The 24,621-nt window shown below is 66.2% G+C and carries 21 protein-coding genes; 13 read left to right on the top strand and 8 right to left on the bottom strand.

Annotated features, from left to right (window positions below):
• Nucleotides 1-9: 9 nt before the first annotated feature.
• On the bottom strand, nt 10-1,014 hold the full coding sequence (locus tag VWP12_RS06635) for an LLM class flavin-dependent oxidoreductase (protein ID WP_410473480.1): 1,005 nt from the start codon (nt 1,012-1,014) through the stop codon (nt 10-12).
• 80 nt (nt 1,015-1,094) lie between these two features.
• Nucleotides 1,095-1,361, bottom strand: a complete 267-nt coding sequence (locus VWP12_RS06630) for a DksA/TraR family C4-type zinc finger protein (RefSeq protein ID WP_125198650.1) — start codon at nt 1,359-1,361, stop codon at nt 1,095-1,097.
• A 213-nt stretch (nt 1,362-1,574) separates the two neighbouring features.
• Here VWP12_RS06630 and VWP12_RS06625 point away from each other — a divergent pair, with 213 nt between their 5' ends.
• On the top strand, nt 1,575-3,761 hold the full coding sequence (locus VWP12_RS06625) for a TonB-dependent siderophore receptor (protein WP_410473479.1): 2,187 nt from the start codon (nt 1,575-1,577) through the stop codon (nt 3,759-3,761).
• Nucleotides 3,762-4,016: 255 nt separating this feature from the next.
• Here the strand turns inward: VWP12_RS06625 and fhuB are convergent, their stop codons facing one another.
• The 4 genes from fhuB to fhuF are packed head-to-tail and all read right to left on the bottom strand — an operon-like array spanning nt 4,017 to nt 8,453.
• Nucleotides 4,017-6,011: a Fe(3+)-hydroxamate ABC transporter permease FhuB gene (gene fhuB, locus VWP12_RS06620; protein WP_410473478.1), complete on the bottom strand. Its 1,995-nt coding sequence runs from the start codon at nt 6,009-6,011 to the stop codon at nt 4,017-4,019.
• Nucleotides 6,001-6,885, bottom strand: coding sequence for an iron-siderophore ABC transporter substrate-binding protein (locus VWP12_RS06615; protein WP_410473477.1), 885 nt, complete (start codon nt 6,883-6,885; stop codon nt 6,001-6,003). The genes fhuB and VWP12_RS06615 overlap by 11 nt, the downstream gene beginning before the upstream one ends.
• Nucleotides 6,886-6,891: 6 nt before the next feature.
• Entirely contained in the window at nt 6,892-7,659 is a 768-nt protein-coding gene (locus VWP12_RS06610) for an ABC transporter ATP-binding protein (protein ID WP_410473476.1), read from the bottom strand.
• Nucleotides 7,659-8,453 carry a siderophore-iron reductase FhuF gene (gene fhuF / locus VWP12_RS06605; RefSeq protein WP_410473475.1) on the bottom strand — a complete coding sequence of 265 codons (795 nt, stop codon included), beginning with the start codon at nt 8,451-8,453 and terminating at the stop codon, nt 7,659-7,661. Before fhuF ends, VWP12_RS06610 begins: the two co-directional genes overlap by 1 nt.
• 249 nt (nt 8,454-8,702) lie before the next feature.
• On the opposite strand from fhuF, the gene VWP12_RS06600 reads away from it, so the two are divergent.
• Both VWP12_RS06600 and VWP12_RS06595 read left to right on the top strand, forming a co-directional pair.
• Nucleotides 8,703-10,166: an AsmA family protein gene (locus VWP12_RS06600; RefSeq protein WP_410473474.1), complete on the top strand. Its 1,464-nt coding sequence runs from the start codon at nt 8,703-8,705 to the stop codon at nt 10,164-10,166.
• 46 nt (nt 10,167-10,212) lie between these two features.
• A complete protein-coding gene (locus VWP12_RS06595; protein ID WP_410473473.1) occupies nt 10,213-10,701 on the top strand; it encodes a Mut7-C RNAse domain-containing protein in 489 nt (162 codons plus the stop codon).
• Nucleotides 10,702-10,715: 14 nt separating this feature from the next.
• Here VWP12_RS06595 and VWP12_RS06590 read toward each other — a convergent pair whose 3' ends face one another.
• Nucleotides 10,716-12,122 (bottom strand): heavy metal sensor histidine kinase, encoded by a 1,407-nt coding sequence (locus VWP12_RS06590; protein WP_410473472.1) that lies wholly within the window; start codon nt 12,120-12,122, stop codon nt 10,716-10,718.
• Nucleotides 12,119-12,799, bottom strand: a complete 681-nt coding sequence (locus VWP12_RS06585) for a heavy metal response regulator transcription factor (protein ID WP_125198642.1) — start codon at nt 12,797-12,799, stop codon at nt 12,119-12,121. Before VWP12_RS06585 ends, VWP12_RS06590 begins: the two co-directional genes overlap by 4 nt.
• A 170-nt stretch (nt 12,800-12,969) precedes the next feature.
• Here VWP12_RS06585 and VWP12_RS06580 point away from each other — a divergent pair, with 170 nt between their 5' ends.
• The 10 genes from VWP12_RS06580 (at nt 12,970) to VWP12_RS06535 (ending at nt 24,619) form a co-directional block, all read left to right on the top strand.
• Entirely contained in the window at nt 12,970-14,472 is a 1,503-nt protein-coding gene (locus VWP12_RS06580; protein WP_410473471.1) for a multicopper oxidase domain-containing protein, read from the top strand.
• A 55-nt stretch (nt 14,473-14,527) separates the two neighbouring features.
• Nucleotides 14,528-14,740, top strand: coding sequence for an SHOCT domain-containing protein (locus tag VWP12_RS06575; RefSeq protein WP_125198640.1), 213 nt, complete (start codon nt 14,528-14,530; stop codon nt 14,738-14,740).
• 278 nt (nt 14,741-15,018) lie between these two features.
• Entirely contained in the window at nt 15,019-15,486 is a 468-nt protein-coding gene (locus VWP12_RS06570) for a plastocyanin/azurin family copper-binding protein (RefSeq protein WP_410473470.1), read from the top strand.
• 49 nt (nt 15,487-15,535) lie between these two features.
• Nucleotides 15,536-17,461 carry a copper resistance system multicopper oxidase gene (locus VWP12_RS06565; RefSeq protein ID WP_410473469.1) on the top strand — a complete coding sequence of 642 codons (1,926 nt, stop codon included), beginning with the start codon at nt 15,536-15,538 and terminating at the stop codon, nt 17,459-17,461.
• Nucleotides 17,462-17,481: 20 nt separating this feature from the next.
• A complete protein-coding gene (locus VWP12_RS06560) occupies nt 17,482-18,270 on the top strand; it encodes a copper resistance protein B (RefSeq protein ID WP_410473468.1) in 789 nt (262 codons plus the stop codon).
• Between the two features lie 227 nt (nt 18,271-18,497).
• The gene (locus VWP12_RS06555; RefSeq protein ID WP_410473467.1) at nt 18,498-19,730 is read left to right on the top strand and encodes a TolC family protein; all 1,233 of its coding nucleotides are present in this window, start codon (nt 18,498-18,500) and stop codon (nt 19,728-19,730) included.
• Nucleotides 19,727-20,854, top strand: a complete 1,128-nt coding sequence (locus VWP12_RS06550; protein WP_410473466.1) for an efflux RND transporter periplasmic adaptor subunit — start codon at nt 19,727-19,729, stop codon at nt 20,852-20,854. Before VWP12_RS06555 ends, VWP12_RS06550 begins: the two co-directional genes overlap by 4 nt.
• On the top strand, nt 20,854-23,952 hold the full coding sequence (locus VWP12_RS06545; protein WP_410473465.1) for an efflux RND transporter permease subunit: 3,099 nt from the start codon (nt 20,854-20,856) through the stop codon (nt 23,950-23,952). Before VWP12_RS06550 ends, VWP12_RS06545 begins: the two co-directional genes overlap by 1 nt.
• Entirely contained in the window at nt 23,949-24,248 is a 300-nt protein-coding gene (locus VWP12_RS06540; protein WP_410473464.1) for a DUF3240 family protein, read from the top strand. Before VWP12_RS06545 ends, VWP12_RS06540 begins: the two co-directional genes overlap by 4 nt.
• Entirely contained in the window at nt 24,245-24,619 is a 375-nt protein-coding gene (locus VWP12_RS06535; protein ID WP_410473463.1) for a PepSY domain-containing protein, read from the top strand. Before VWP12_RS06540 ends, VWP12_RS06535 begins: the two co-directional genes overlap by 4 nt.
• Nucleotides 24,620-24,621: the final 2 nt, after the last annotated feature.

The raw sequence follows: 24,621 nt of genomic DNA, 5'->3' as shown, positions 1-24,621 counted from the left end.
GCGCATCATTCACGTGACGCGGCCATCAAGCTGCTTGCGCACCTCCGCGAGCAGCTCGTAGGAATGCACGCGGGCGTCGTGGTCGAAAGTCGAGTTGGTCACCATTAACTCATCGATGCCCGTGCGCGCGACAAACGCGGCGATCTCGTCACGGACCGTATCGACCGAGCCGATTGCCGAGCAGGCCATGGTCTGCTCGACCACCGAACGCTCGAGACGCCCCGAGCGTTCCCGGTAGCCCTCGATCGGCGGCGGGATCGGCCCGGGGCGCCCCTGGCGTAACGCCACGAAGGCCTGCTCCATCGAACTGGCGTGAAAGCGCGCCTCGGCATCCGTCTGGGCGACGTAGGCGTTGAATCCCGCCATGGCATAGGGCCGGTCGAGAAATCGCGAGGGACGGAAATGGCTGCGGTAATGCTCGATCGCGCGCTTTAGTTCACCGGGGGCGAAGTGCGAGGCAAACGCGTACGGCAGGCCGAGAGCGGCGGCAAGTTGCGCGCCGAACAGGCTCGAGCCGAGAATCCAGACAGGCACCTGGCTCCCGGCACCCGGAATGGCGCGCACCGTCTGGCCGGGCTCGGGTGGGTCGAACAGCGCCAGGATCTCGGCGACATCATCGGGGAAACGGTCGGGATGACTGGCCGACTCGCGCCGCAGGGCACGCGCCGTGGTCTGGTCGGTGCCCGGCGCGCGCCCCAATCCCAGGTCGATGCGACCTGGGAAGAAGGCATCCAGGGTGCCGAACTGCTCGGCGATCACCAGCGGCGAGTGATTCGGCAACATGATCCCGCCGGCACCGACCCGGATCGTTCGCGTGTTGGCGGCGACCTGGCCGATGACCACCGCGGTGGCAGCACTGGCGATGCCTGGCATGTTGTGGTGCTCGGCTAGCCAGTAACGTCGATAGCCCAGATCATCGGCTCGTTGCGCCAAGTCGACAGTGTGGGCCAATGCCTGGCCGGCATCCGAGTCTTCGGTGATGGGCGCGAGATCAAGAATGGAAAAAGGAATCATGGCGGGAGTGTAGCGGACCGACACCCGGCGACAGCGGATCGGCGATACATCGCCACGGCGCCCGCACACCTATTTAATCCCTACCGAAGCTGGCTGTCCTTCGATCCCCGGCGGTTGTAGGGCGAGGCCGTCTCCTGCGCCTCGTCGCGTTCGGCCTGGCAGACCACGCACAGTCGCACCCCCGGCACGGCGCGACGACGCGCCTCGGGAATCGGCTCACCGCACTCCTCGCACTCGGCCAGGCTTTCGCCTGCCGGAATTTCGCTGCGCACCCGTTGCAGGGCATCCTCGACCGTATCGTCGATCTGCGCCTGCTCGGCGCCGTCTTTCGCCCAGCCGCCAGCCATTGGCAATCTCCTCGTTTGTGGTCGACGCACGCCGACATCTCGAATGTTAGGACCAGCCTACTCCTCACTCGTTTCCCCATGGACGGAAGCCGCCCAAGCAAACAATCGGTATTGCGCATGGCAATCGTTCTCATGTAGATTCGCCACAGCGACACCCGTCGCGATCAAAGAATCGATCCATTTTTCGTCATCCAATCCGTGAGACCGCTTGCCATGACCCAAACCAAACGTGCCCGGCGCACACCCATCAATCGAGCGGTTCGGCACTGCCTGACCCTTTCCCTGCCCTGCCTCGCGCTCGGAACCGGAGTCATTCACGCCGCCGAGCAGTCAAACGACGCCGTCGTGCTCGATCAGGTGGTCGTCGAGGGAGGTGGGTTCTTCCAACCCACCGAGCAGACCGGGCAATACCGCGCCCCGGCCTCCTCGTCGGCGACCGGGCTGACGCTCACGCCGCGCGAGACCCCGCAATCGCTGTCCGTGATTACCAACCAGCAGCTGGAGGACTTCCAGCTCGACGACGTCAACAGCGCACTCGAATCCACCCCGGGTGTCACCGTCGAGCAGCCGGAAACCGATCGCACGTACTACACGTCGCGCGGCTTCACCATCCAGCGCTTCCAGATCGACGGCGTCGGCGCCCCCCTGCCCTACGACAACGTCCAGGGCGATATCGACACCGCCGTCTACGACCGCATCGAGGTGGTGCGCGGTGCCAACGGCCTGATGTCCGGTAGCGGCACGCCGTCGGCAACCGTCAACTTCATTCGCAAGCGCCCCACCGCCGAGACGCAGGCCTCGGCCAGCCTCTCGGCCGGGTCGTGGGATCGTCGCCGCATCGAAGGCGACGTCTCGGGTTCTCTGTTCGGCAGTGACCGGGTGCGCGGTCGCCTGGTGGTGGCCGCCGAAGAAGGCGATTCCTACCTCGACCGCCACGGACGCGAGCGCCAGGTCGCCTACGGCGTGATCGAGGCCGATCTCACCGAGTCCACCCTGCTGACCGCCGGTCACACCTGGCAGAACAACGACAGCGACAGCCCGCTCTGGGGCGCGTTGCCGATGTACTACGGCGATGGCTCGCCCACCAACTACGATCGTTCGGCCAGCTCCTCGCCCGAGTGGAGCTACTGGGACAACGAGGACCACCGCAGCTTCGTCGAAGTGCAGCAGTTCCTGCCCGGCGGCTGGGAGGCGACCCTGACGGGCAGCTACCTCAGCTCGGATTCCGACAGCGAGATCTTCTACCTCTACGACCCGGCCCAGCAGCTGCGTCCGGGCACCACGGAAGACCTGTCGATCATCATGGACAACTACCGTTACGAGAACGAGCAGTGGGTCGCCGACGCCCAGGCCAAGGGCCCCTTCGATCTGTTCGGCCGCGAGCACGAGGCCATGGTCGGCGTGAACTGGAGCCAGTCGGAGATCACCGATTACTCCGCCCGCCTCTACGAGACCAGCGACATCGACGTGCCACTCGACCAGTGGGACGGCAACTACTCGCGCCCGACCTTCGGCCCCTCCGACGGCGGCAGTGACTTCACCCAGGAGGAAAGCTCCATCTACGGCGCGACCCGCCTGAGCCTGACCGACCGGACAACCGCCATCTTCGGCGCGCGCGCCACCTGGCTGGAGAACAGCGGCGTGAGCTACACCGTGGCCCGCGAAAGCGAGTACGACGCCGAGATCGTCCCCTACGCCGGCCTGGTCTACGACCTCACGGACACGCTCTCGGCCTACGCGAGCTACACCGAGATCTTCGAGCCGCAGAACGAGGTGACGCAGAACTACCAGCCGCTGCCGCCGATCGAGGGACGCAGCTACGAGGTCGGACTCAAGGCCGCCCTGTTCGACGAGCGCGTGGATGCCACTGCCGCCGTGTTCCGCACCGAGCAGAACAACACGGCCACCCTCGCCGGCACATTCAGCAACCCGCGCCCCGGGTACTTCAACTACTACGAGGCGAGCGGCGACCTGACCAGCGAAGGCATCGAACTCACGCTGGCCGGCGAAATCCTGCCGGGCTGGCGCGCCAGCGGTGGCTACACCTACCTCGAGATCGAGGACAGCGACGGCGAACGGGCCCGTACCTTCATCCCGGAGCAGATGCTGCGCGCGCAGACCACCTACCAGCTGCCGTTCTGGCCGCAGATGACCGTCGGCGGCCAGATCCGCTGGCAGAGCGAAACCTTCCGCGACCAGCAGTACAACACCGGGCAGACCCGCCAGGACGACTACCTGGTCACCGACCTGATGGCGCGCTACGAGTTCTCGGACAACCTGAGCGCCTCGCTCAACGTCAACAACGTCGGCAACGAGAAGTACCTCAACAGCGTCGAGTACGACCAGGCGTTCTACGGCGAGCCTCGCAACGTCATGCTGACGCTCGACTGGAAGTACTGAGTCGGCAACACGTCCTCATGACCCCGAAGGCCCCGCCCCGTGCGGGGCTTTTTTTTGCGCTGCGTGCGGGTTCCCGAACCGATCTGCATGGCCAACCGTGACGGCGACACGCCGATTGCCGCAGCGGATTGCGGCGACGGATTACGGCGACGGGGGCCGTGACGGAGGCGGAAGGGTCATGCTTGGGAAAGTGGGGTGTTGAGTCGCGCCGCGATGCTCGACGGCGACTACCCCGTGGCCGACAGCCGATGGCACCTAGAAGCGGCGCAACGCCCAGAGGAAATAGGTCCCGCCGATCAGCGAGGCGACCAGGCCGGCGGGGATCTCGTGGGGGAACAGGATCTGCCGGCCGATCCAGTCGGCGAGAACCATCAGCCCCATGCCGATCAGGGCCGCGCCCAGCAGGTGGTCGCGAGCGCGGGACAGGCCCAACAGGCGGGCCATGTGGGGGGCGAGCAGCCCGATGAACGAGAGCGGGCCAATCACCAACGTCGCCGCGGCGGTCATCACGGCGGCAAGCACCAGCACCGCCAGTCGCCCGCCGGTCACCGGCACCCCGACTGCCCGGCTGACCGCGGCGCCCAGCGGAAAGACCTCCAGCCAGCGCGACAGCAGCAGCGCGACCACCAATGCCACGCCGGCCAGCGCGACTATCAGCAGGGCCTGCTCGAGACCGACATAGTAGGTCGAGCCCGACAGCCACGCCACGATCTGCTGGCCGCGCGGGTCGCTACCGGCCAGCACCAGCGCCCGGACCGCCTCGGCCAGCGCCATGATGGCCACCCCGGTCAACAGCAACCGCTCGGGCAGAAATCCGCTTCGCCGGTTGAGCACGATCAACAGGCTCAGGGCCGCCAAGGCCCCACCCACACCCAGCGCGGCAAGGATAGACGTGCTGGCCGCGGGCATCCAGACAATGCCGAGCAACAGGAAGATCGACACCCCGCCACTGATGCCAAGCACCTCGGGGCTGGCCATCGGGTTGCCGCTCAGGCGCTGCAGCAGGGTGCCGGCCACGGCAAGCAGCAGACCCGCACCGGCGGCCGCCAGCAGGCGCGGCAGGCGCCACTCCCAGACCGTCCAGGCACCGCTGACCCACGACCAGCCGTCGGCGAGATGGCCACTGAGCAGCGAGACCGCGGCCACCAACGGCATCAGCAGCGCCATGAGGAGCAAGCGGCGAGCCGGCCGATCCGCCCGTGGCCAGCCCGAGGTCATGGTTTCCGGCGGGGTCCGGCTGGCCAGGCGCAACCGAGGGATCAGCCAGAGCAGCAACGGGGCCCCCAGGGCCGCGGTCATCGCCCCGGTCGGGATCATGGTGGGCAACCAGGCAGCCAGGTGTTGGAGGGAGAGATCGGTCACCGCGAGCAGCAACGCCCCGATCAGCATCGACCAGACCACTCGGGATGCCAGTCGGTGCGCGCCCAACAGCCGGGCGATATTCGGCGCGGCCAGGCCGATGAAGCCGATCAGGCCCACGACGCTGACGGTCACCGCCGTGAGGAATACCGCCACCCCGAGCGCGGCCAGCCGCAGAAAGGCCAGGTTTACCCCCAGCGCACGCCCACTGGCATCGTCCAGTTCGAGCAGCCGCAGCGGGCGGAGCAGCAACCAGGCAATCACCAGCGCGATCGCCAAGCGTGGCAGCAGGAACGCGGCGTCGTGCCAACCGTCCTGCGCCAGCGACCCCGCCCCCCAGATCAGCAGGCCCTGGAGGGTCTCCTGGTTGAACAGCAGGAGCGCCATGGCCAGTGCGCCGAGATAGAGGTTGACCACCAGCCCGGCGAGCACGACCACCAGCGGCGCCAACCCGCGTCGCCAGGAGAGCAGGAACACTAGCCCCATCGCCAGCCCGCCGCCGGCCAAGGCCACCCACTCGGCACCCCACCCCATCAGCGCCGGGGCGAACAGGGTCGCCGCCATCAGGGCGAGATTCGCCCCGCCGGCGACGCCCAGGGTGGTCGGCGAGGCAAGCGGGTTGCGCAACACCTGCTGCATCAGCACGCCCGCCAGCGCCAGCCCGGCACCGGCGACCAGCGCGGTGATCAGGCGCGGCCACCAACCCAACGCCAATGCCCAGTCGCCAGCGGACACCGACGCACCGCCAAGATCCGGCCACCAGCTCGACCACGCAAACCCGCCGGTCTGCTGCTGCAGTTGCAAAACGGCCAACCCCACCAGGACGGCGAACAGCCCTGCGGTCACGCCGAGGGGCGCGGCAACCGACCGGGCCGGGATCTCAGTCCGCATTGAACGCCCCCAGCAGTTGCTCGGCAAACCGGCCGGCCGACGGCAGGCCACCGAAGCTCCAGACCGGCTCGAGCTCCAGTGGATCGCGATCCGCACCGTGAGTCAGTCGCTGCCAGAATGCGCTTTTCGACAAGGCACGCTCGACACCCACGGGATAGGGCTTGACCACCACGAGGCGCCCGTCGAGTCCAACCAGCTCCTCGAGCCCCACCAGGGCAAAGCCCCAGCGATTGGTGGCGCCGGTCCAGCCATTGTCGATGCCGAGTCGCTCCAGCACCGCGTGATACAGGCCGTTCTTGCCAAAGACCCGCACGTGACGTTCATCCATGAACTGGACCACGATCACCGCCGGCGGCTTGTCGGGCAGGCGATCGGCGATCTCGTCGAGACGGTCCTCCGTGCGCCGAATGAGGGCCTCGGCCTGCCCTTGGCGATGGGCGTATTCCCCCAGCTCGCGGGTGACACGCCGCAAGGCCGGCCAGGTGTCGACCCCGGGCCCGTAGAGCTCGAACACCTCGACCGGCGCGACAATCGACAGACGGCCTTCGAGGTTGGCGAACAGGGGCGAGAGGGCGATCCGGTCGGGGGCGATCGCGGCCAGCTGCTCGAGATTCGGTTGAGCCCGCAGGCCCAGGTCACGCACGGCGCCCGGCACGGCCGGCCGGGCGACCCAGGACGCGTAGCCGTCGAGTTGTGCGAGGCCCACCAGGCGGGCATCGATGGCGATCAAGGTCTCGGCAACCGTCCAGTCGAGGGTGGCGATGCGCGGGGCCGTGTCGGCAGCCCGTACGGACAATGCCGCCATCAGCAGTGGCAGCAACCACACGGCCAGCGGCCAGCGCCACCGTCGGCGGCCGGTTGGTGAGGACCGCATCACGGTTCAATCGACGATGGCGACGGGACGGGACTGTCCCGGTGGGGTGAGCACCTGCATGGACACGCCGTAGATGCTGCGCAGCGTGGCCGAGTCCATCAGCTGCCCCGGCGTGCCGCGCACCAGCAGTCCGCCGCCGTGCATCGCCACCAGCTGGTCGCAAAAGCGCGCGGCCATGTTGATGTCGTGCAGGACGATCACCACGCTCAGCCCCAACTCGTGCGACAGGCGACGAATCAGCTCGAGCACCTCGACCTGGTGGGCGATGTCGAGCGCCGAGAGCGGCTCGTCGAGCAGCAGGAAATCGCTTTCCTGCGCCAGCAGCATGGCAAGCCATACCCGCTGGCGCTCGCCCCCGGAAAGCGTGTCCACGGCGCGGTCGGCAAAGGCCTCGGTATCGGTCATGCGCAAGGCGGTGTCGACACGACGACGGTCGTCGGCGGTGAACCGCCCCAGCAGGCCGTGCCAGGGATACCGACCGAACCCCACCAGCTCGCGGGCCGTGAGGTGCCCGGTCGCCGGCGGGTGCTGCGGCAGGTAGGCAACGCGACGGGCGAAGGCCCGCGCCCCCCAGTCCGCGACCGGCACCCCCTCGAAACGTACCGTTCCCGACGAGGGCACCTGCTGGCCGGCCAGCAGCTTGAGCAGCGTCGACTTGCCCGAACCGTTATGACCGATCAGCCCGACCACCTCGCCCGGTGCGAAGGCGGCATCCACCGGCCCGAGCACCCGGGTGCCGCCGGCGACGAACGTGGCCGCGCTCACCTCGAACATCAGCGCCCCTCCCCGGCCGGCTTGCCCGACCGGCAGGCCAGGGGGCAATTCTCGCAGTAGTCGAGTTCATCCAGTCGATAGCGGATGCAGCAGACCCGGCGCAGTCGCTGGGGCTCGATTGAGCCCTCGTCAACGCGGTAGACCACCGGCCGGTACAGTCGATTGCGCCTGCCGGCCAGTCGCGGTGCTTCAAGAAACGCCCGAGCCTGGGCCAGCCGATCCGCACAGGTGACGGGATGCTCGGCCAGCCGCGTGAGCACATGCTCGACAAGATTGCCTGCATTGCTCCAGAACACGTTGACCGAAGCTCCGGAATGGCGAGCCAGAGTAGCCACCACGTCGTCGAGCTCCTCGCAAACCAATTGCGCCAACAGTCGATCGACGGGCTGACGTCGCACCGGGACAGTCGTCGAGCTGAGCCAAAGCCGCTCGGGGCGTCCATCCGGCGTAAAGCGCATCCCCCAGTCGGCCGACTGGCGAGGCAACGAATACCCATCCAGAACCATGACGGCGATGGTCGGTGATAGCCAGGCATGAAACAGCCACTTGGACCATTGCGAGGCGATCGCACGTCGATCGCCCCCTGGGTAGGCGGTGGCAAAACGATCCAGAAGTTCATCGACAACCGAGCCATTCCTAAGGGAGGCGCCGGACACGCTGCGGGGCCCCGCCAGATTCACCGGCTGAGGAATCTCCGCAAGCGAGCCGGAGAACATCAGGTCATCCGGGCGCAGGATGATGGAATGACCGGGCCGCCCCACGCGAACTGGCGGTTGCACCGAAATTGCCTGCATGTCGTTCTCCCACCGTTACGCCCGCGCGGCGGCTCGACGCCCCCGTGACTCGATTTCCGGATCGTATCGGATCGCCTATCTACATGCAAACCATTCGCATTACGGTTATCTATTGGACAAAGTCTTCACGGCCTCCCCCACATCCAGCCCGAGACGTGACCTCCCATCGATACCGGATCAGTCAAAAATGCAGTCGAAACACGCTCGCCTGCCTACACTTGAGCAAACCCGCGAGGAAGCTGCCGTGCCATGAACGCCATCACTCGCCACCCGGTCCGTTCGCTAGTCATCGTGCTCGCGGGAATCGTGGTGGGTCTAATCCTGCTTGCCATCGTCGCGGCACGGTTATGGTCCGCCGACGAATTGCGAGAGCGCGTCACGCAACTGGCAAGCGACCAGCTGGGCCTGCCGGTGCACGTCGATGGCGACGTCTCGTTACGGTTTTGGCCCCTCCCCACCCTCCACGCGACCGAGGTGAGGGTCGGGCCGGCACCCGGGTCGGGTGATGATCCGGTCGGCGAGCTCGAAGCGATCAGCCTGTCCATGCGCTGGTGGCCCCTGATCAGCGGTGACCTGGTACCGGAAACCTTGCGGCTGGATGCCCCGGTTGCGCGCCTGACGCCGGGCATCCTGGAGGCCTTGGCCGCGCGTGGCACGCCGACCGATACCGGACGTGGCGATCCGAACGAGCCGTTGGACCTGCGTATCCGCGATGGCGAGATCCATTGGCGCACACCGGCAGGCGATCGGGAGATGTCGATAAAAGGTCTCGACCTGGACCTCGACAACCTGCATTGGCAGAGGCCGGCTGAGGGAGAACACCTGCTGGCGCAGGCGTCGTTGAACCTGACGGCCTCCGCCGATGCCGTGCGCCTCAATACCCTGCACCTGTCAGACGTGACCCTGTCGGGGTCAGCGGAGGACGGTATGTTTGCCACGGACGACTGGCAAATGACATTCCTCGACAGCCGCGGAAAAGGGAACGCCACGCTGGATTTCCGCAACTCGCCGCCGAATGCCACGCTCGAGATTGCCTTCGACTCCCTGCAACTCGCCAACCTGCCGGAACAATGGGCGCCCGCCGGTAGTGTCTCCGGCAGCGCGGAACTGACCGCCTCGCTGACAAGCAAAGTGGAACCCGGCTCGGTGCCGCGCCACCTGCAGGGCGAGGTGAAGCTGAGCGGAAGGGACTTGCGACTGCGCGGCGTCGACCTGGACGCGGAACTGGCCGATTACCGGCGCATCCAGCGGTTCAGTCTCGTGGATGCGGGCGCGGTCATCTTCCTCGGCCCGGCCGCGTTGCTGGCAACCAAGGGGTCCGACTTCGTGCGCATGTTGGACGGGGCCCAGGACAAGCAGACCCAGGTGGTCCAACTGGTCTCCGACTGGACCATCAAGGAGGGTACTGCGCGGACCCGCGATGTCGCCCTGTCGACCACACGCAATCGTGTCGCGGCCCAGGCCTCGCTCGATCTGCCGTCGCGACGGATCAACCAGGCCACCGTGGCGGTCGTGGATCGGCAGGGCTGCCCGGTCGTGACGCAGGAGGTCCACGGCAGCTTCGATGCGCCCCAGGTCGAGGAACCCAACCTGATCGAAGCCCTTCTCGGCGCGCCGATCGGCCTGCTACAACGGGGACTGGCCGCGATTTCACGAGGCGATGAAAGCTGCGAGGTCTTCTATGCAGGCTCCGTGACCGCCCCATCGGATTGAGACACTACCGGCAGGCAACAAACACCATACTGACCCGTCACCGACCATGGCCGAGCCACGCTTTCTCTGCGATGAAATGCTGCAGCGACTGGGGCGCTGGCTGCGCGCTGCCGGCTTTGATACCGCCATCGCCACCCCGGGCAGCGAGGACCGTGCACTGGTCGCCCAGGCCAACGTCGAGAAACGCTGGCTGATCACCCGGGATCGGCACCTGGCCCGCTTTCGAAACGGCGACGGACGCATCGTGTTGCTCAACGCCAACGAGACCACCGAGCTTGCCGCCGAACTGACCGCTCGATTCGGGATCGATTGGCTGCACCAACCGTTCAGCCGCTGCCTGGACTGCAACACGCCCCTGCTCCCGGCGACGCCCGCCCAACTCGATCGCGTGCCGGAAACGGCCCTGGCCATCGCCCGGGAGGGCTGGTACTGCCCCACGTGCGAGAAGGTCCTCTGGCGAGGCAGCCACGTGCGCCGGATGCGCCACACGCTGGAGAATTTCGATCGCGGCGAGTGGCGTATCGCAAAGGACTGACCGACCGCGCCCGGTCAGGCGGCAGGCATTGGCGCCGACCGGGGCAGCTCAACGACAAACCGCGTCACCCCGTCGCCGGATTCCGCCCGAATCGTTCCGGAATGTGCACGAATCAACGCCTGGGTAATAGCGAGACCCAACCCCACGCCGGCGGTATCGTCCCGGCTGCGAGCGGGATCACCCCGGTAAAACCGATCGAACAGCCGCGGCAGTTCTTCGGCAGGGATGGCCGCGCCCTCGTTCTCGACCGTGAGCTCGACTGTCCCGTTCCGGTCACGGATGAACACCCCGACGTGACCGCCCGGCAGAGTGTGGCGCAGCGCATTGGACAGCAGGTTGCTCAGCGCCCGGCGCAGCATCAAACGATTACCGCGGATGGCGGCACGGCCCGACGCGCAAAGTGTCACCCCCTCCTCCTCGGCAAGGGCATCGTAAAATTCGAACAGGTCGGCGATTTCCTCGTCCAACCGAAGCTCCTGCGTGGAGGGGGTCGACATGCCGTTTTCCGCCTTGGCAAGAAACAGCATGTCACTGATCACCCGCGACAATCGATCCAGCTCCTCGGCGCTCGAGGCCAACACCTCCTGGTACTCGGCAGCACTGCGCGAACGGCTGAGGACAACCTGGGTCTGGGTGAGCAGGTTGCTGACCGGCGTGCGCATTTCATGGGCGAGATCCGAGGAGAAATTGGATAGCCGCCGAAAGGCCTCTTCGAGCCGGTCGAGCATGCAGTTGAGCTCATGCGCCAGCCCGGTCAGCTCACGGGGCACCGAATCCTCCGGCAACCGCTGGCTCAGCTGACTGGCCGTGACGGCGGCGGCGCGCTCCTGAATCAGTCGCAAGGGCGACAACCCGCGCCGGGCAGCCCACCAGCCCAGCAGCCCGCTGAACACGGTGGCAATCGGGATAAAGACAAAAAGGGTGCGGCTGTAGCGATCCATGAAGCGATCGTGGTGATCGATATTGATCGCGGCAGTCACGATCAGTGAATCAATGTCGGCCAGCTCCGGCTCGATCCGCTTGACCAGCCCCCGGTACCTAGACTCATCCGCCTGCCAGGAAATCACGCTGGGCGTTTTCCCCTCGGCCAACGCCCGAATCCTGTCGGCGGGAAAGGCGGTTTCCGTGGATGACAGCAACACGTTTCCGTCCGTCGTCTCGACAAACAACTGAAGCCCGGGATCGCTGCGAAACATTTCATCGACGGATTGCTGCAGGGCCGGGAGCTCCTCTTGTGCCGGCGGGCGCGACAGGAGACGTTCAAGCACCTCCACCTTGCTTTGGAGGATGCCGCGATCCATTTCCACGAAATGGCGTTCAACTGCGGCGTGCAGGACCCAGGCAAGCCCAATCAGCACCGCTGATGACACTAGGACAAATAGCAGTGTCAGGCGCGTCGTGAGGGAGGCCGGGTGCTTCATGCCGGCTCGGCCTCCATGACGTAGCCCATGCCACGGATGGTGCGAATGAGACGGGTATCGAACGGCTCGTCCACCTTTCGCCGCAACCGGCGTACCGCGACCTCGACCACGTTGGTATCGCTGTCGAAGTTCATGTCCCAGACCTGGGAGGCAATCAGGGAGCGGGGCAACACCTCCCCTTTGCGCCTCATGAACAACTCGAGCAAGGCGAATTCCTTGGCCGTCAGGTCAATGCGCTGACCCGCCCGGGTCGCCCGATGACCGAGCAGATCGAGCTCCAGGTCGGCCACTTGTAGCGTCGTGGGCTCCGGCTCGCCACGGCCACGACGCAGGAGGGTGCGCACGCGCGCCAGCAACTCCGAGAAGGCGAATGGCTTGATCAGGTAGTCGTCGGCCCCCAGATCGAGACCTCGCACACGATCCTCGACCCGGTCCTTCGCGGTCAGCAGCAGGATCGGCATGTCTCGACCGCCGCGGCGCAAGGTCTCTAATATCTGCCAGCCATCCATGCCCGGCAGCATGACGTCGAGCAGCATCAGGTCATAGGGCTCGGTGAGCGCCAGATGCAGACCCTCCACTCCGTCCCTCGACAGATCGACGGTATACCCCGCCTCGGTCAGTCCCTGCTGCAGGTACTGACCCGTCTTGCTCTCGTCCTCGACGATCAACACTTTCATTCGACAGCTCCCGAACAAACTGCGGTCATTCTGCCACCTGGCGAGATCTGGCCCACGAACATTACAAGGATGTAATCCGCAGGTCAGGCGCCTGACAGCTCCCCGGGCTACCTTCGTGAGCAAGTAGCCAGAAAAGTCATTCGGACAAGGCAACCCAAGGGAGCACTCAAATGGATCGACGTCGTTTCTTGAAGCACAGCGTCGCGGTGGCCGCTACGGCAAGCCTGGGCTCGATCACCGCCTACCCCGTCCAGGCGGCCAACCGCAACCGTCCCGTCTTGCCGATGCCCGAGCTCCTCGACGTCACCGAGAGCGGACGCCTGACACTCAATGCCCAGACCGGCAAAACGGCCTTTGCCGGCGGGTCGCCCTCGCCGACGCTCGGATACAACCAGGGCTACCTCGGCCCGTTCGTCCGGGCGCGTCAGGGCCAGGAGGTCGCCGTCCGGCTACAAAACGACCTCGACGAGCCATTGGCCACCCACTGGCACGGCCTGCTCATCCCGGGAGACGTCGATGGAGGTCCTCACCAGGCCATTGACCCCGGGGAGGTGTGGAAGCCGGTCCTGCCGATCGACCAGCCGGCGTCGACGGCCTGGTTTCACGCCCACACCTTCCCGCACACGGCCCGCCAGGTCTACGCGGGCCTGGCCGGGGTGTTTCAGGTCGACGATGGGCGTGATGCCGACCGGGGCGTGCCACACGAACACGGCGTCGATGACCTGACGCTGGTGATCCAGGACCGGCGCCTCGATGACGCAGGCCGCTTGGATTACCGGCTGAGCATGTTCGATCGCATGCACGGTTTCCAGGGAGACCGCCTGTTCGTCAACGGCGCGGAACAACCCCGCAGCCCGGTGCCTAACTCCATCGTCCGGTTACGCCTGCTCAACGGCTCGAATGCCCGCATCTTCCACCTGCGCTTCGAGGACGGGCGCCCGATGCATGTGATCGCGGGCGACGCCGGGTTCTGGCCCAAGCCGGTGGCCACCGACGAACTGCGCCTGTCACCGGGCGAACGCTTCGAGGTACTGGTGGATTTCCGCGACGGGCGCGAGGTGGCGCTGATCACCGGCCCGGATCAGAACCGGGGCGGCCCCGGCATGATGGGAATGATGAGCAACATCCGCTCGTTTGCCTCCGGGCTGGTCGAAGGCGACCAACGGGTGCTGTCGTTCCACCCCGATGGCCGCAAGGGCCGGGTCGATCGGCTCCCCGACGCCACGGGCGACTCCGCGCCATCGCGGCCGACGACCTTTGATCGTCGACGCCACTTACGCCTCGACATGATGCTCGGCGGCATGCCGATGATGCGGGGCATGATGGGTGACGGCTCCGGGCCCTCCATGGGCATCAATGGCCGGCCGTTCGATCCGCATCGCATCAACGAGGACATCGCGCTCGACACCATCGAGCACTGGACCATCGAGAGCGACATGCTGATGCACCCGTTCCACATCCATGGGGTGCATTTCCAGGTGCTCGCCGACGAGACGGGGCAATCGCCCCGGCTGGAAAATCGAGGCGCGAAGGACACCCTGCTGGTCGATGGCCGTGCCGAGATCGCGGTTCGTTTTACCCAGCCGGCCAGCCAGGACACGCCGTTCATGTACCACTGCCACATCCTGGAACACGAGGATGCCGGGATGATGGGACATTTCACCGTTTCCTGAACCGACTCACCGGCGGGTGGCGGGCCTCGGCTCAGCGTTATCAGGAGAGAAGAAAATGGGATGGGATCATTACATGGGATTTGGCGGAGGCTTCATGTGGGTCATCTGGATACTAGTCATCGCGGCGATCGTCTGGCTGGTCGTCGCCATGTCCAGGCAAGACCGTTCCTCAGGAGAGCCGTCTCCCCGGGAGATTCTCGATCGCCGCTACGCGCGAGGCGAGATCGACAAGGAGACCTACCAACGCATGAAGGACGAACTCGATTGAGCCCACCGGCCTCGACCACCCTAATCGGGGCCATTGCCTTGCGGGACGGCGGCACCAATCCCGACATCACCTGCTGCCCCACTCTCCCCTCTCCTCTAACCACGTCGTAGTCGTATAGGCCGACAACCAACCGCTGAACTGAAAGCCTCGGACAACCCCTAAAGATGACAAAACCGTAATCCCGCCGTCAGGTCCATGACAGCCCGGCTGCGTAAGGTCATGGGTATCGAAACAGGAACGTCACGGCACGCAATGTCGAAACCACGAGGAACTGACCGATGGCAATGAGACACGCGCTGATCACCTCGCTCTTGCTTCCCTTAACGGCCCTCGCCGCGGGTCAACACGCCGGCGGTCATGGGGATGCCGGGACGGCCACAGGCGAGCCGGGACAGATGGCCGAAGTCGATCGCCACATCGAAGTGCGGATGGACGACCAAATGCGATTCGAGCCGTCGTCGATCGACGTGCAAGCGGGCGAAACGGTGCGTTTCCGCGTAATCAACACCGGCGACCAACCCCACGAGATGGTCATCGGCTCGATCGAGGACCTGAAGGCTCACGCCGAAGAAATGCGACAGCACCCCGGCATGGCCCACGACGAACCAAACATGATCCAGCTCGATGCCGGCGAGTCAGGCGACCTGGTCTGGCGATTCACGCAGGCCGGACAGATCGACTTCGCCTGCCTGCTGCCCGGACACCTCGAGGCCGGCATGAAAGGCAGGATCGACGTGGCCCAATGAAACGCATTCCCCCTCAACCGTGCTTCTCGACGTAATCGGAGGAGATCCAATGAAGTCTAACAACACCCTAACCGCCGACGGGCTGTCCCGCCGCCGGTTCTTGCGCAACGCGACTTCCATGAGCGTCCTCGCCGCCCTCTACGGTGTGGGGGGCCTTCAGCCGGCCTTCGCCTGGCCCCGCAGTGGCAACCTCGAGGCCGAAAAACAGGCCGATGGGGATACCGACATCTTCAACTTGACCATCGACCGCACGCCGATGCCCATCGACGGCAAGGACGCGCGACCGATCACGGTCAACGGCACCGTGCCCGGCCCCCTGATCCGCCTCAAGGAAGGCCGGGACGTGCGCATCCGCGTGACCAACAACCTCGACGAGGACACCTCGATCCACTGGCACGGCATCCTTTTGCCGTTCGAGATGGACGGGGTGCCGGGCGTGACCTTCCCCGGCATCAAGCCCGGCGAGACCTTCGAATACCACTACCCCGTCCGCCAGAGCGGCACCTACTGGTATCACAGCCATTCCGGGCTCCAGGAGCAGGAAGGCCATTACGGCCCGCTGATCGTCGACCCGGCCGAACCCGAGCCGTTCGACTACGACCGTGAGTACGTGGTGATGCTCTCCGACTGGACCTTCGAGGACCCGCACGACGTCTTCCGCAAGCTCAAGGTCGCCGAGGGCTATTACAACTACCAGAAGCGCACGGTCCAGGACCTGCTCGAGGACATCAAGCGCAAGGGCTGGGAGCAGACCATGCGCGAGCGGGCCATGTGGGGCGAAATGCGCATGAGCTCTCGTGATCTGCTCGACGTGACCGGCAGCACCTACACCTACCTGCTCAACGGCCGCTCACCGGCCGACAACTGGACCGGCCTGTTCCAGCAAGGTGAAAAGGTGCGCCTGCGGGTCATCAACGGCTCGGCGATGAGCTTCTTCGACGTGCGCGTTCCCGGACTGAAGATGACCGTGGTGCAGGCCGATGGGCAGAACATCGAGCCCGTGCCGGTCGACGAATTCCGGATCGGCGTGGCCGAGACCTACGACGTGATCGTCGAACCGACCGAGGATCGCGCCTACACCATCTTCGCCGAGGCCATGGATCGCAGCGGGTATGCCGCCGCCACCCTGGCCACCCGGGAAGGTGAGCGCGGCGAGATCCCCGAGCGCCGCCCCATGCCCGAACGCGGCATGGAGTCGATGGGCATGGACCATGGAGACATGGATATGGACATGGACCACGGCGCCATGGACATGGGCCAGAACGACATGTCGGGCGACATGAACGGCGGCAAGGAAATGGCCTCCGACGCTAGCGACCCGCATGCCGGCCACGACATGAGCGGCGGTGGCCAGGCCATGAATGGCGCCGACTCGGCCGGCATGAAAGATGATTCCGGTGGCATGGACATGGCCGATGACGAGCCTTACGAGTGGCCACTCGCCGGCCGCAAGATCAACCACGGCCACGATGATCACGGCCCGGGCGCGGCCATGGTCGCCAGCAACCCGCAGAACCGCATGAGCGACCCCGGCATCGGTCTGGAAAGCACCGAGGATCACAAGGTCCTGGTTTATGACGACCTGCGGGCACTGGCCCCGTGGCCGGATGAGCGCGAACCGGAGCGCGAGATCGAGCTGCACCTGACCGGCAACATGGAGCGCTACATGTGGTCGTTCGACGGCAAGAAGTTCTCCGAGGTCGACGGCCCGATCCGTTTCCACCACAACGAGCGGCTGCGCCTGATCCTGGTCAACGACACCATGATGGACCACCCGATCCACCTCCACGGCATGTGGATGGAACTGGAAAACCGTCATGGCAAGTACCGGCCACGCAAGCACACCCTGTCGCTCAAGCCCGGCGAGATGGTCTCCGCGCAGATCACCCCGGAACACAAGGGCGACTGGGCCTTCCACTGCCATCTGCTCTATCACATGGACGCCGGCATGTTCCGTGTCGTGTCCGTGGCGTGAATCTCGGGAGAAAAAGACCAATGACTATGCAGAAGACGATCAAACACCCGACGCGATGGTTGGTTACCGCCTGCGCACTGGCCCTCGCCCCCGGATTGGCATGGGCCGATGGCCGGGGCGACTACGCCCGCGAACAGGGTTGGGATTCACCCGTCCCGGACATGCAGACAGGCGTGCTGCTATTCGACCGGCTGGAATACGCCGCCGGTGACGACGAGGACAGCGTCGACTGGGAGTTCAAGGGCTGGTACGGCGGCGACACCAACCGACTGGTGGTCAAGGGCGAAGGCGAACACGTCGTCTCCGGCGGCGACGGTGGCGAGATCGAAGCACTCGATCTCCTCTACGGCCGACTGATCGCCCCGTACTGGTCCGTGCAGGCCGGCGTCGGTTACCAACTCGAATACGGCCCCGGCCCGAATCATGACCGCGGCTTTGCGGTGGTGGGCCTGGAGGGCCTGGCGCCCTACTGGTTCGAAATCGACACCAGCCTGCGGGTCAGCGAAGACGGCGACGCCTCGGTCGACTTCGAGGCCGAGTACGACTTTCTGCTCACCCAGCGACTGGTCCTGCAGCCGCGTTTCGGCACCTCGTTCGCCTTCCAGGAGGTCGAGGAGTTCGGCGTCGGTCAGGGCGTCAACCACGTCAAGGCCGGCCTGCGACTGCGCTACGAGATCAAGCGCGAGTTCGCCCCCTACATCGGCGTGAGCTGGAAGAAGCAGCTGGGCGACACCGCCGACCTGGCCCGCGCGGAAGGCCACGACACCGACGACCTGCGGTTCGTTGCCGGCGTAAGGATGTGGTTCTAGCCAGCTCTTTCGCCCGGAAGAAAAACGCCCGGCAGGCCTAAGGTCGCCGGGCGTTCGTTTGTCGGCCCGCCAAACCCATCTGGCGCAAGCCACCTGATTTCACTCCCCTCCTCCCCCGGGTGCCGCTGTTACCGCGCTGCGTCGGATAAGGACGCACGACCGACTTGTTCAGCCTGGATTCAGGCACGGTTGATTCAATGCGCCGCATACCTTATCCGGAGATGGTCATGCGCCGCATACACACTGCCTTGCGATCCGCCTTGGCATTGCTCGCCTTGGCGGGGATGCTCCCTCCCGCACACGCCACACAAGCCTTGACCGTTGACGCCGAGCTGAGCGTCGCCGAGGTGACGGCGGCCACGCTGGCTCACAGCCCCGACAACGAACGGTTCGACGCGCAGCGCGTGCACGCTGATGCCCTGGACAAACGCGCCGGCATTCCGCTCGACGGGCCGCCCTCGCTGGGGTTTTCCCACCAGACCGACGCACTCGGCGGCGACACCGGCATGCGCGAATGGGAAACGTCGGTCGAGCTTCCCCTCCGCCGGCCCGGCCTGCAGTCGGCAGCCGAACGCCAGGCCGAGGATTACCTTGTGGCCGTCGAACAGCAGTCCGCCGCCTGGCGTCTGGAGATCGCGGGCCGGGTCCGAGGGCTGCTTGCCCGACTGGCCGAAGCCGACGAAGGCGTGACATTGGCCCGGCAGGCCCTCGATACCGCCGAGCAACTGCAAGCACAGGTGCAAAAGCGACTGGATCACGGTGACGTGCCGCGCACCCACCTGATCCTCGCCCAGGAGGAAACCCTGCAACGACAGGCCGAGTTGCGACAGGCGGAACTGGCCCTGGTCCAGGTTGCCGAGGAATACCGCCAGGTCACCGGCCTGAACGCTCGCCCCGCCGACTGGGCCGAGCCCCCCGCATCAGACGCCACGTTTGAACAGCACCCCACCCTCCTCGCCGCTCGAACCGATGTGCAGGTCGCCGAAGCCGACCGGGCGGTGGTCCGCGAACGCGGCCGATCGCAACCGACCGTGGGGATGAACATCCGCCGGGAAGAAAACGGCCGTGACTCGATCGACAGCGTGGGTATTTCTATTTCCCTGCCACTCCAATTCCAACGCCTGCGGGCCCCGCAGGAAGCAAGCGCCAACGTGAGCGTGGCCGATGCCCACTCGCAGGCCTCCCTGACCGAGCGCCGTCTGCGCCTGGCGGTCGTGCAGGCCGACGAGTCCCTCTCTGCCGCCCGCGAGGAACTGGAGCAGGCGCAGGTTCACCGCGAGCTGGCCGACGAAAGCCTCTCACTCGCCCGCCGGGCCTACTCGCTGGGCGAGATCGGGCTTTCCGACCTGCTTCGCGTTCAGGAACGCCAGCTTGCCGCACAGCGTCGCGCCGCAATGAGCCACGTCCGGCTGCAGCGCAGCATTGCCGAATACAACCAGGCCAAGGGGGTCATGCCGTGAATCGTCACATCAAGAAAGTGCTTCTCGCCGCCATGGGGGCCGCGCTGCTGTCCAGCCCGACCCTGCAGGCAGCGGATATCACCATGAGCGACTCCCAGGCCCGGGCACTGGGTATTGAAACCGCGGCGGTTCAGGCGGCCAGCAACGTCGCCGGACACGCCTACCCCGCCGAGACCCGGGTGCCGCCGGCCAACGAGACCGTGCTCGCCGCCCCGGTCGACGGCTTGATCCAGCAGGTCCGGGTCGCCGAAGGCGAGACCGTCACCCAAAACCAGCCGATCGCCAGCCTGCTGAGCCCGGGACTGGTCGGCTTGCAACGCGACTACCTCGAGGAACTCGCGTCCCACCGCGTGGCGGCACAGGCCCTGGAACGCGACCGGGCACTGGCGGAGGAGGGCATCATCGCCAAGCGCCGCCTCGATGAGAGCCGCGGCGCCTACAACCAGTCCGATGCCCGTCTTTCCGCCCTGCACCAGAGCCTGTCGCTTGCCGGGATGAGCGATGAGGCCATCGATCGGCTCGATCAGACCCGTCGTATCGATGCCGTGCTTGACCTCGTCGCCCCGCGGGACGGCACCGTGATGGAACAGATGGTCACCGCGGGCGAACGGGTCGACGCCGCCTCCGCCCTGGTCCGCATCAGCGCACTGGACACGCTCTGGCTGGAGGTCCGCCTGCCGACCGAACGCCTCGCCGACGTGCAACCCGGCGACCGGGTAACCGTCGTGGACGAAGCGATACAGGCGGAGGTGATCCTCGTCGGCAGCCGCATCGATCCGGATGACCAGACCGTCATGGTCCGGGCCCGTGTCGACGCGGTCGATGGCCGGCTGCGGCCGGGCCAATTCCTGCGCGTGCGCCTCGAGGGCGCGGACCAGGCAGGCCTGCTGCGGGTGCCGGGCAACGCCGTCATCCGCCAGGGAGAGGCATTCTTCATCTTCGTCGCGACCGACGGCGGCTTCGATGCCCTCCCGATCGAGCGGCTGGGCGAGGCCGATGGCCTGTTGACCATCCGGGTGAGCGACACGGGTGACCAGAGCCAGCTGTCGGCCGGTGACCAGGTGGCCGTGGATGGCGTGGCCGCCATCAAGGGGGCCTGGCAAGGCATGGGAGGCGACGAGTGATGCTTGCCTCCCTGATCCGTTTCTCGCTCACCCAGCGCCTGTTCATCCTGTTGCTGGTGGCCCTGATCGCGGGCCTGGGTACCCGCGCCTTTCTCAATCTCCCGATCGATGCCTTCCCGGACGTCTCGACGCCCCAGGTGAAGATCATCATCAAGGCCCCCGGCATGACGCCCGAGGAGGTCGAGCAGCGCATTACCGCCCCGGTCGAGGTGGAGATGCTGGGCATCCCCGACCAGGCGATGCTGCGCTCGGTGGCCAAGTACGGCCTGACCGACATCACCATCGACTTTGCCGAAGGCACCGACATCTACTGGGCACGGCAGCAGGTAGCCGAGCGTCTGAATGCCGTCTGGGCCGACCTGCCGCCCGATGCCACCGGCGGCATGGCGCCGATCACCACGCCGCTGGGCGAGATGTTCATGTTCACCATCGACGGCGGCGACCTGTCGCTGACCGAGCGGCGCTCGCTGCTCGACTGGGTGATCCGCCCGGCGCTGCGCACCGTGCCGGGCGTGGCCGAGGTGAACGCGCTGGGCGGCCACGTGCGCACCTTCGAGGTCACCCCCGACACGTCGAAGATGAGCGCCCGCGGCATCACCCTCGACCAATTGCGCACGGCCCTGTCGCGCAACAACCGCAACGATGGCGCCGGCCGCGTTCGCGATGGCGAGGAGGCCCTGCTGGTCCGCATCGAGGGCAGCGTCACGCAACTCGATGACCTGCGCGAAACCGTGGTGGCGATGACCCCGGGCGGTGCGCCCATCCACGTGGCGGACGTCGCCAGCGTGCAGATCGGCAGTCTCACCCGCTACGGGGCGGTCACCAAGGACGGCGAACAGGAGGCGGTGCAGGGGCTGGTGCTGGGCCTGCGCGGGGCGAATGCCCGCGAGGTGGTCGCCGGTGTGCAGGACAAGATCGACGAACTGTCCTCCACCCTGCCCGACGGCGTGACCATCAACGTCTTCTACAACCGCGGCAACCTGGTCGACCGGGCCGTGCATACCGTCACGAAGGCGCTGGAAGAAGCGATCATCCTGGTGCTGATCCTTCTGTTGGTCTTCCTCGGCAACCTGCGGGCCGCGATCACGGTCGCCCTGATCCTGCCGCTGGCCGCCCTGGTGACCTTCATCCTCATGGACCGGATGGGCATGTCGGCCAACCTGATGAGCCTCGGCGGGCTGGCGATCGCGATCGGCATGCTGGTCGACGCCGCCGTGGTGGTGGTCGAGAACATCGTCGCCCACCTGGCGCGGGAGAAGGAGGCCCGACGCCTGCCACGGCTGCACGTGATCTACCGCGCCGTGCGCGAGGTCGCCGCCCCGGTGACCGCCGGTATCCTGATCATCGTGATCGTCTTCCTGCCGCTGCTCACGTTGCAGGGGCTCGAGGGCAAGCTGTTCAAGCCGGTGGCCCTGACCATCGTCTTCGCCCTGGGAAGCTCGCTGCTGCTGTCCCTGACGGCCATTCCGGTGATCAGCTCGTATTTGCTGCGCAACGTGCCGCATGACGACCCCTGGCTGGTGCGCCAGTTGCACAAGGTCTACACCCCGGCACTCGGCTGGTCGCTGGCCCACCCGAAGGTCATCGGCATCGTCGCCGTGGCCGCCCTGGGCGCCACGGCCGCGGCCTACACGCAGATCGGCAAGATCTTCATGCCCACCATGGACGAGGGCGATGTCATCGTGCAGCTCGAGAAGCTGCCCTCCATTTCCCTGGAGCAATCGATCACCCTGGACAAGCGTTTCCAGAAGGCCCTGATCGAACGTGTGCCGGAAGTCACCGGCGTGATCGCCCGCACCGGCTCGGATGAGCTCGGGATGGACCCGATGGGGCTCAACGAGACGGACGGCTTCCTGGTCTTGAAACCGCGCGACCAATGGCGCTTCGAGACCAAGGAGGGACTGGTCGAGGCCATCCGCGAGGTACTGGCCGACTTCCCCGGCATGGCCCACGCCTTCACCCAGCCCATCGAAATGCGCGTCTCGGAAATGCTCACCGGGGTGCGTGGGGACCTGGCCATCAAGCTGTTCGGCCCCGACCTGGACGTCCTCAACGACAAGGCCCAACGCATTGCCGAGACCGTGCGCGGTGTCGACGGCGCCTCGGATGTCTTCTACAGCCGCAACGAGGGCGTGCAGTACCTCAAGGTCACGGCCGACCGACAGGCCGCCGGTCGCTTCGGGCTGGCCATCGAGGAACTGGAAACCCTGCTGCGGGCACAACTCGAGGGCAAGGACGTCGGCACCGTCTACGAGGGCATGCGTCGCACCCCGCTGATGATCCGCGGCAGCCGCGAGATCGCCAACTCGCCGGAGGCCCTGCGCGAGTTGCTCATCAGCCTGCCGGGCGGGCGCCGGGTGCCACTGACGGCGCTGGCCACCATCGACCGGGTCGAGGGCCCGGTACAGGTCGAGCGCGAGCTGGGTGAGCGGTTCGTCGTGGTGGCCGCGAACGTTGCCGGGCGTGACCTGGTGAGTTTCGTCGAGGACGCCCGCAGGGCGGTTGCCGAGGAGGTTTCCCTGGACACGGGGTATCGCCTTGCCTGGGGCGGACAGTTCGAGAACCAACAACGCGCGGCCAAGCGACTGGGACTGGTGGTGCCGGTCTCGGTCGGGCTGATCTTCCTGTTGCTGTTCACCACCTTTGGCTCGATCCGCCAGGCCATCCTGGTCCTGCTGAACATCCCGTTTGCCCTGATCGGCGGCGTGTTCGGCCTGTGGATCTCCGGCGAGTACCTGTCGGTGCCAGCCTCGGTGGGCTTCATCGCCCTCTTGGGCATCGCGGTGCTCAACGGCGTGGTGCTGGTGAGCTATTTCAACCAGTTGCGTGCCCTGGGCCTGTCATTGCATGACACCGTGGTCGAAGGTGCCAAGCGGCGCCTGCGCCCGGTGCTGATGACCGCCTCGATCGCCGCATTCGGCCTGATCCCGCTGCTGTTCGCGACGGGGCCCGGCTCGGAGATCCAGCGGCCGCTCGCTGCCGTCGTCATTGGTGGGCTGGTGACGTCCACCCTGCTGACCCTGGTCCTGCTGCCCATCCTCTACCGCCGCTTCGGTGAAGCATCACCCAAAGCCATCCCCACGGGAGCCGACTCATGAACATGCTGCTGACCCTGATAGCCCGCCCGGACGTCGAGGAAGTGGTGATCGACTGGCTGCTCGGTCGCGACGAGCTGTCCGGTTTTACCGGCGAGGCCGCCTGGGGCCACAGCCGGGATCACGGCCAGTTCAACCTGGTCGAACAGGTGACCGGCCGCCAGCGCCGCGCGGTGTTTCACCTGCAGATCGACTCGACCCAGGCCGACCCGTTGATCGCCGCCATGCGGGATGAACTCTCGGGCCTCGGTCTGCGATACTGGCTCGTCCCCCTGCTCGACAGCGGAGCGATCGAATGATCCAGGCACAGAACACGGCTCGGCCAGGCATCCTCTCCCGGTTGCGCGTGGTGCTGGTCGCGGCGGCCATGCTGCCCGCCCTGGCGCTCGTATCGCCGGCCGGGGCCGACCACAACCAGGTCTTCGAGTTGCACCAGCGCGGCGAAATCCTCTCGCTGGTCGAACTGATCGACCGGGCACAGACCATTCATCCCGGCCAGATGGTGGAGGCACGGCTCGACGAGAAGGACCTGGTCTACGAGATCACCGTCTACGGCGAGGACGACCTCTACCACGAGATGTACTTCGATGCCCGGGACGGACGCCTCCTCTCCGAGCACAAGGAGACCGAGGAGTCCTTTCGCTCCGATCACCACCACAATGGCGACTGATT

It is taken from the genome of Guyparkeria sp. TX1, assembly GCF_046523965.1.
Classification (GTDB): Bacteria; Pseudomonadota; Gammaproteobacteria; order Halothiobacillales; family Halothiobacillaceae; genus Guyparkeria.
This window is presented reverse-complemented; position numbering and strand designations above follow the sequence as displayed.

Excerpts from the sequence above, each read along its gene's own strand:
- VWP12_RS06635 (WP_410473480.1), bottom strand. The coding sequence starts at position 1,014 with ATGATTCCTTTTTCCATTCTTGATCTCGCGCCCATCACCGAAGACTCG.
- VWP12_RS06630 (WP_125198650.1), bottom strand. The coding sequence starts at position 1,361 with ATGGCTGGCGGCTGGGCGAAAGACGGCGCCGAGCAGGCGCAGATCGAC.
- VWP12_RS06625 (WP_410473479.1), top strand. The coding sequence starts at position 1,575 with ATGACCCAAACCAAACGTGCCCGGCGCACACCCATCAATCGAGCGGTT.
- fhuB (WP_410473478.1), bottom strand. The coding sequence starts at position 6,011 with ATGCGGACTGAGATCCCGGCCCGGTCGGTTGCCGCGCCCCTCGGCGTG.
- VWP12_RS06615 (WP_410473477.1), bottom strand. The coding sequence starts at position 6,885 with ATGCGGTCCTCACCAACCGGCCGCCGACGGTGGCGCTGGCCGCTGGCC.
- VWP12_RS06610 (WP_410473476.1), bottom strand. The coding sequence starts at position 7,659 with ATGTTCGAGGTGAGCGCGGCCACGTTCGTCGCCGGCGGCACCCGGGTG.
- fhuF (WP_410473475.1), bottom strand. The coding sequence starts at position 8,453 with ATGCAGGCAATTTCGGTGCAACCGCCAGTTCGCGTGGGGCGGCCCGGT.
- VWP12_RS06600 (WP_410473474.1), top strand. The coding sequence starts at position 8,703 with ATGAACGCCATCACTCGCCACCCGGTCCGTTCGCTAGTCATCGTGCTC.
- VWP12_RS06595 (WP_410473473.1), top strand. The coding sequence starts at position 10,213 with ATGGCCGAGCCACGCTTTCTCTGCGATGAAATGCTGCAGCGACTGGGG.
- VWP12_RS06590 (WP_410473472.1), bottom strand. The coding sequence starts at position 12,122 with ATGAAGCACCCGGCCTCCCTCACGACGCGCCTGACACTGCTATTTGTC.
- VWP12_RS06585 (WP_125198642.1), bottom strand. The coding sequence starts at position 12,799 with ATGAAAGTGTTGATCGTCGAGGACGAGAGCAAGACGGGTCAGTACCTG.
- VWP12_RS06580 (WP_410473471.1), top strand. The coding sequence starts at position 12,970 with ATGGATCGACGTCGTTTCTTGAAGCACAGCGTCGCGGTGGCCGCTACG.
- VWP12_RS06575 (WP_125198640.1), top strand. The coding sequence starts at position 14,528 with ATGGGATGGGATCATTACATGGGATTTGGCGGAGGCTTCATGTGGGTC.
- VWP12_RS06570 (WP_410473470.1), top strand. The coding sequence starts at position 15,019 with ATGGCAATGAGACACGCGCTGATCACCTCGCTCTTGCTTCCCTTAACG.
- VWP12_RS06565 (WP_410473469.1), top strand. The coding sequence starts at position 15,536 with ATGAAGTCTAACAACACCCTAACCGCCGACGGGCTGTCCCGCCGCCGG.
- VWP12_RS06560 (WP_410473468.1), top strand. The coding sequence starts at position 17,482 with ATGACTATGCAGAAGACGATCAAACACCCGACGCGATGGTTGGTTACC.
- VWP12_RS06555 (WP_410473467.1), top strand. The coding sequence starts at position 18,498 with ATGCGCCGCATACACACTGCCTTGCGATCCGCCTTGGCATTGCTCGCC.
- VWP12_RS06545 (WP_410473465.1), top strand. The coding sequence starts at position 20,854 with ATGCTTGCCTCCCTGATCCGTTTCTCGCTCACCCAGCGCCTGTTCATC.
- VWP12_RS06540 (WP_410473464.1), top strand. The coding sequence starts at position 23,949 with ATGAACATGCTGCTGACCCTGATAGCCCGCCCGGACGTCGAGGAAGTG.
- VWP12_RS06535 (WP_410473463.1), top strand. The coding sequence starts at position 24,245 with ATGATCCAGGCACAGAACACGGCTCGGCCAGGCATCCTCTCCCGGTTG.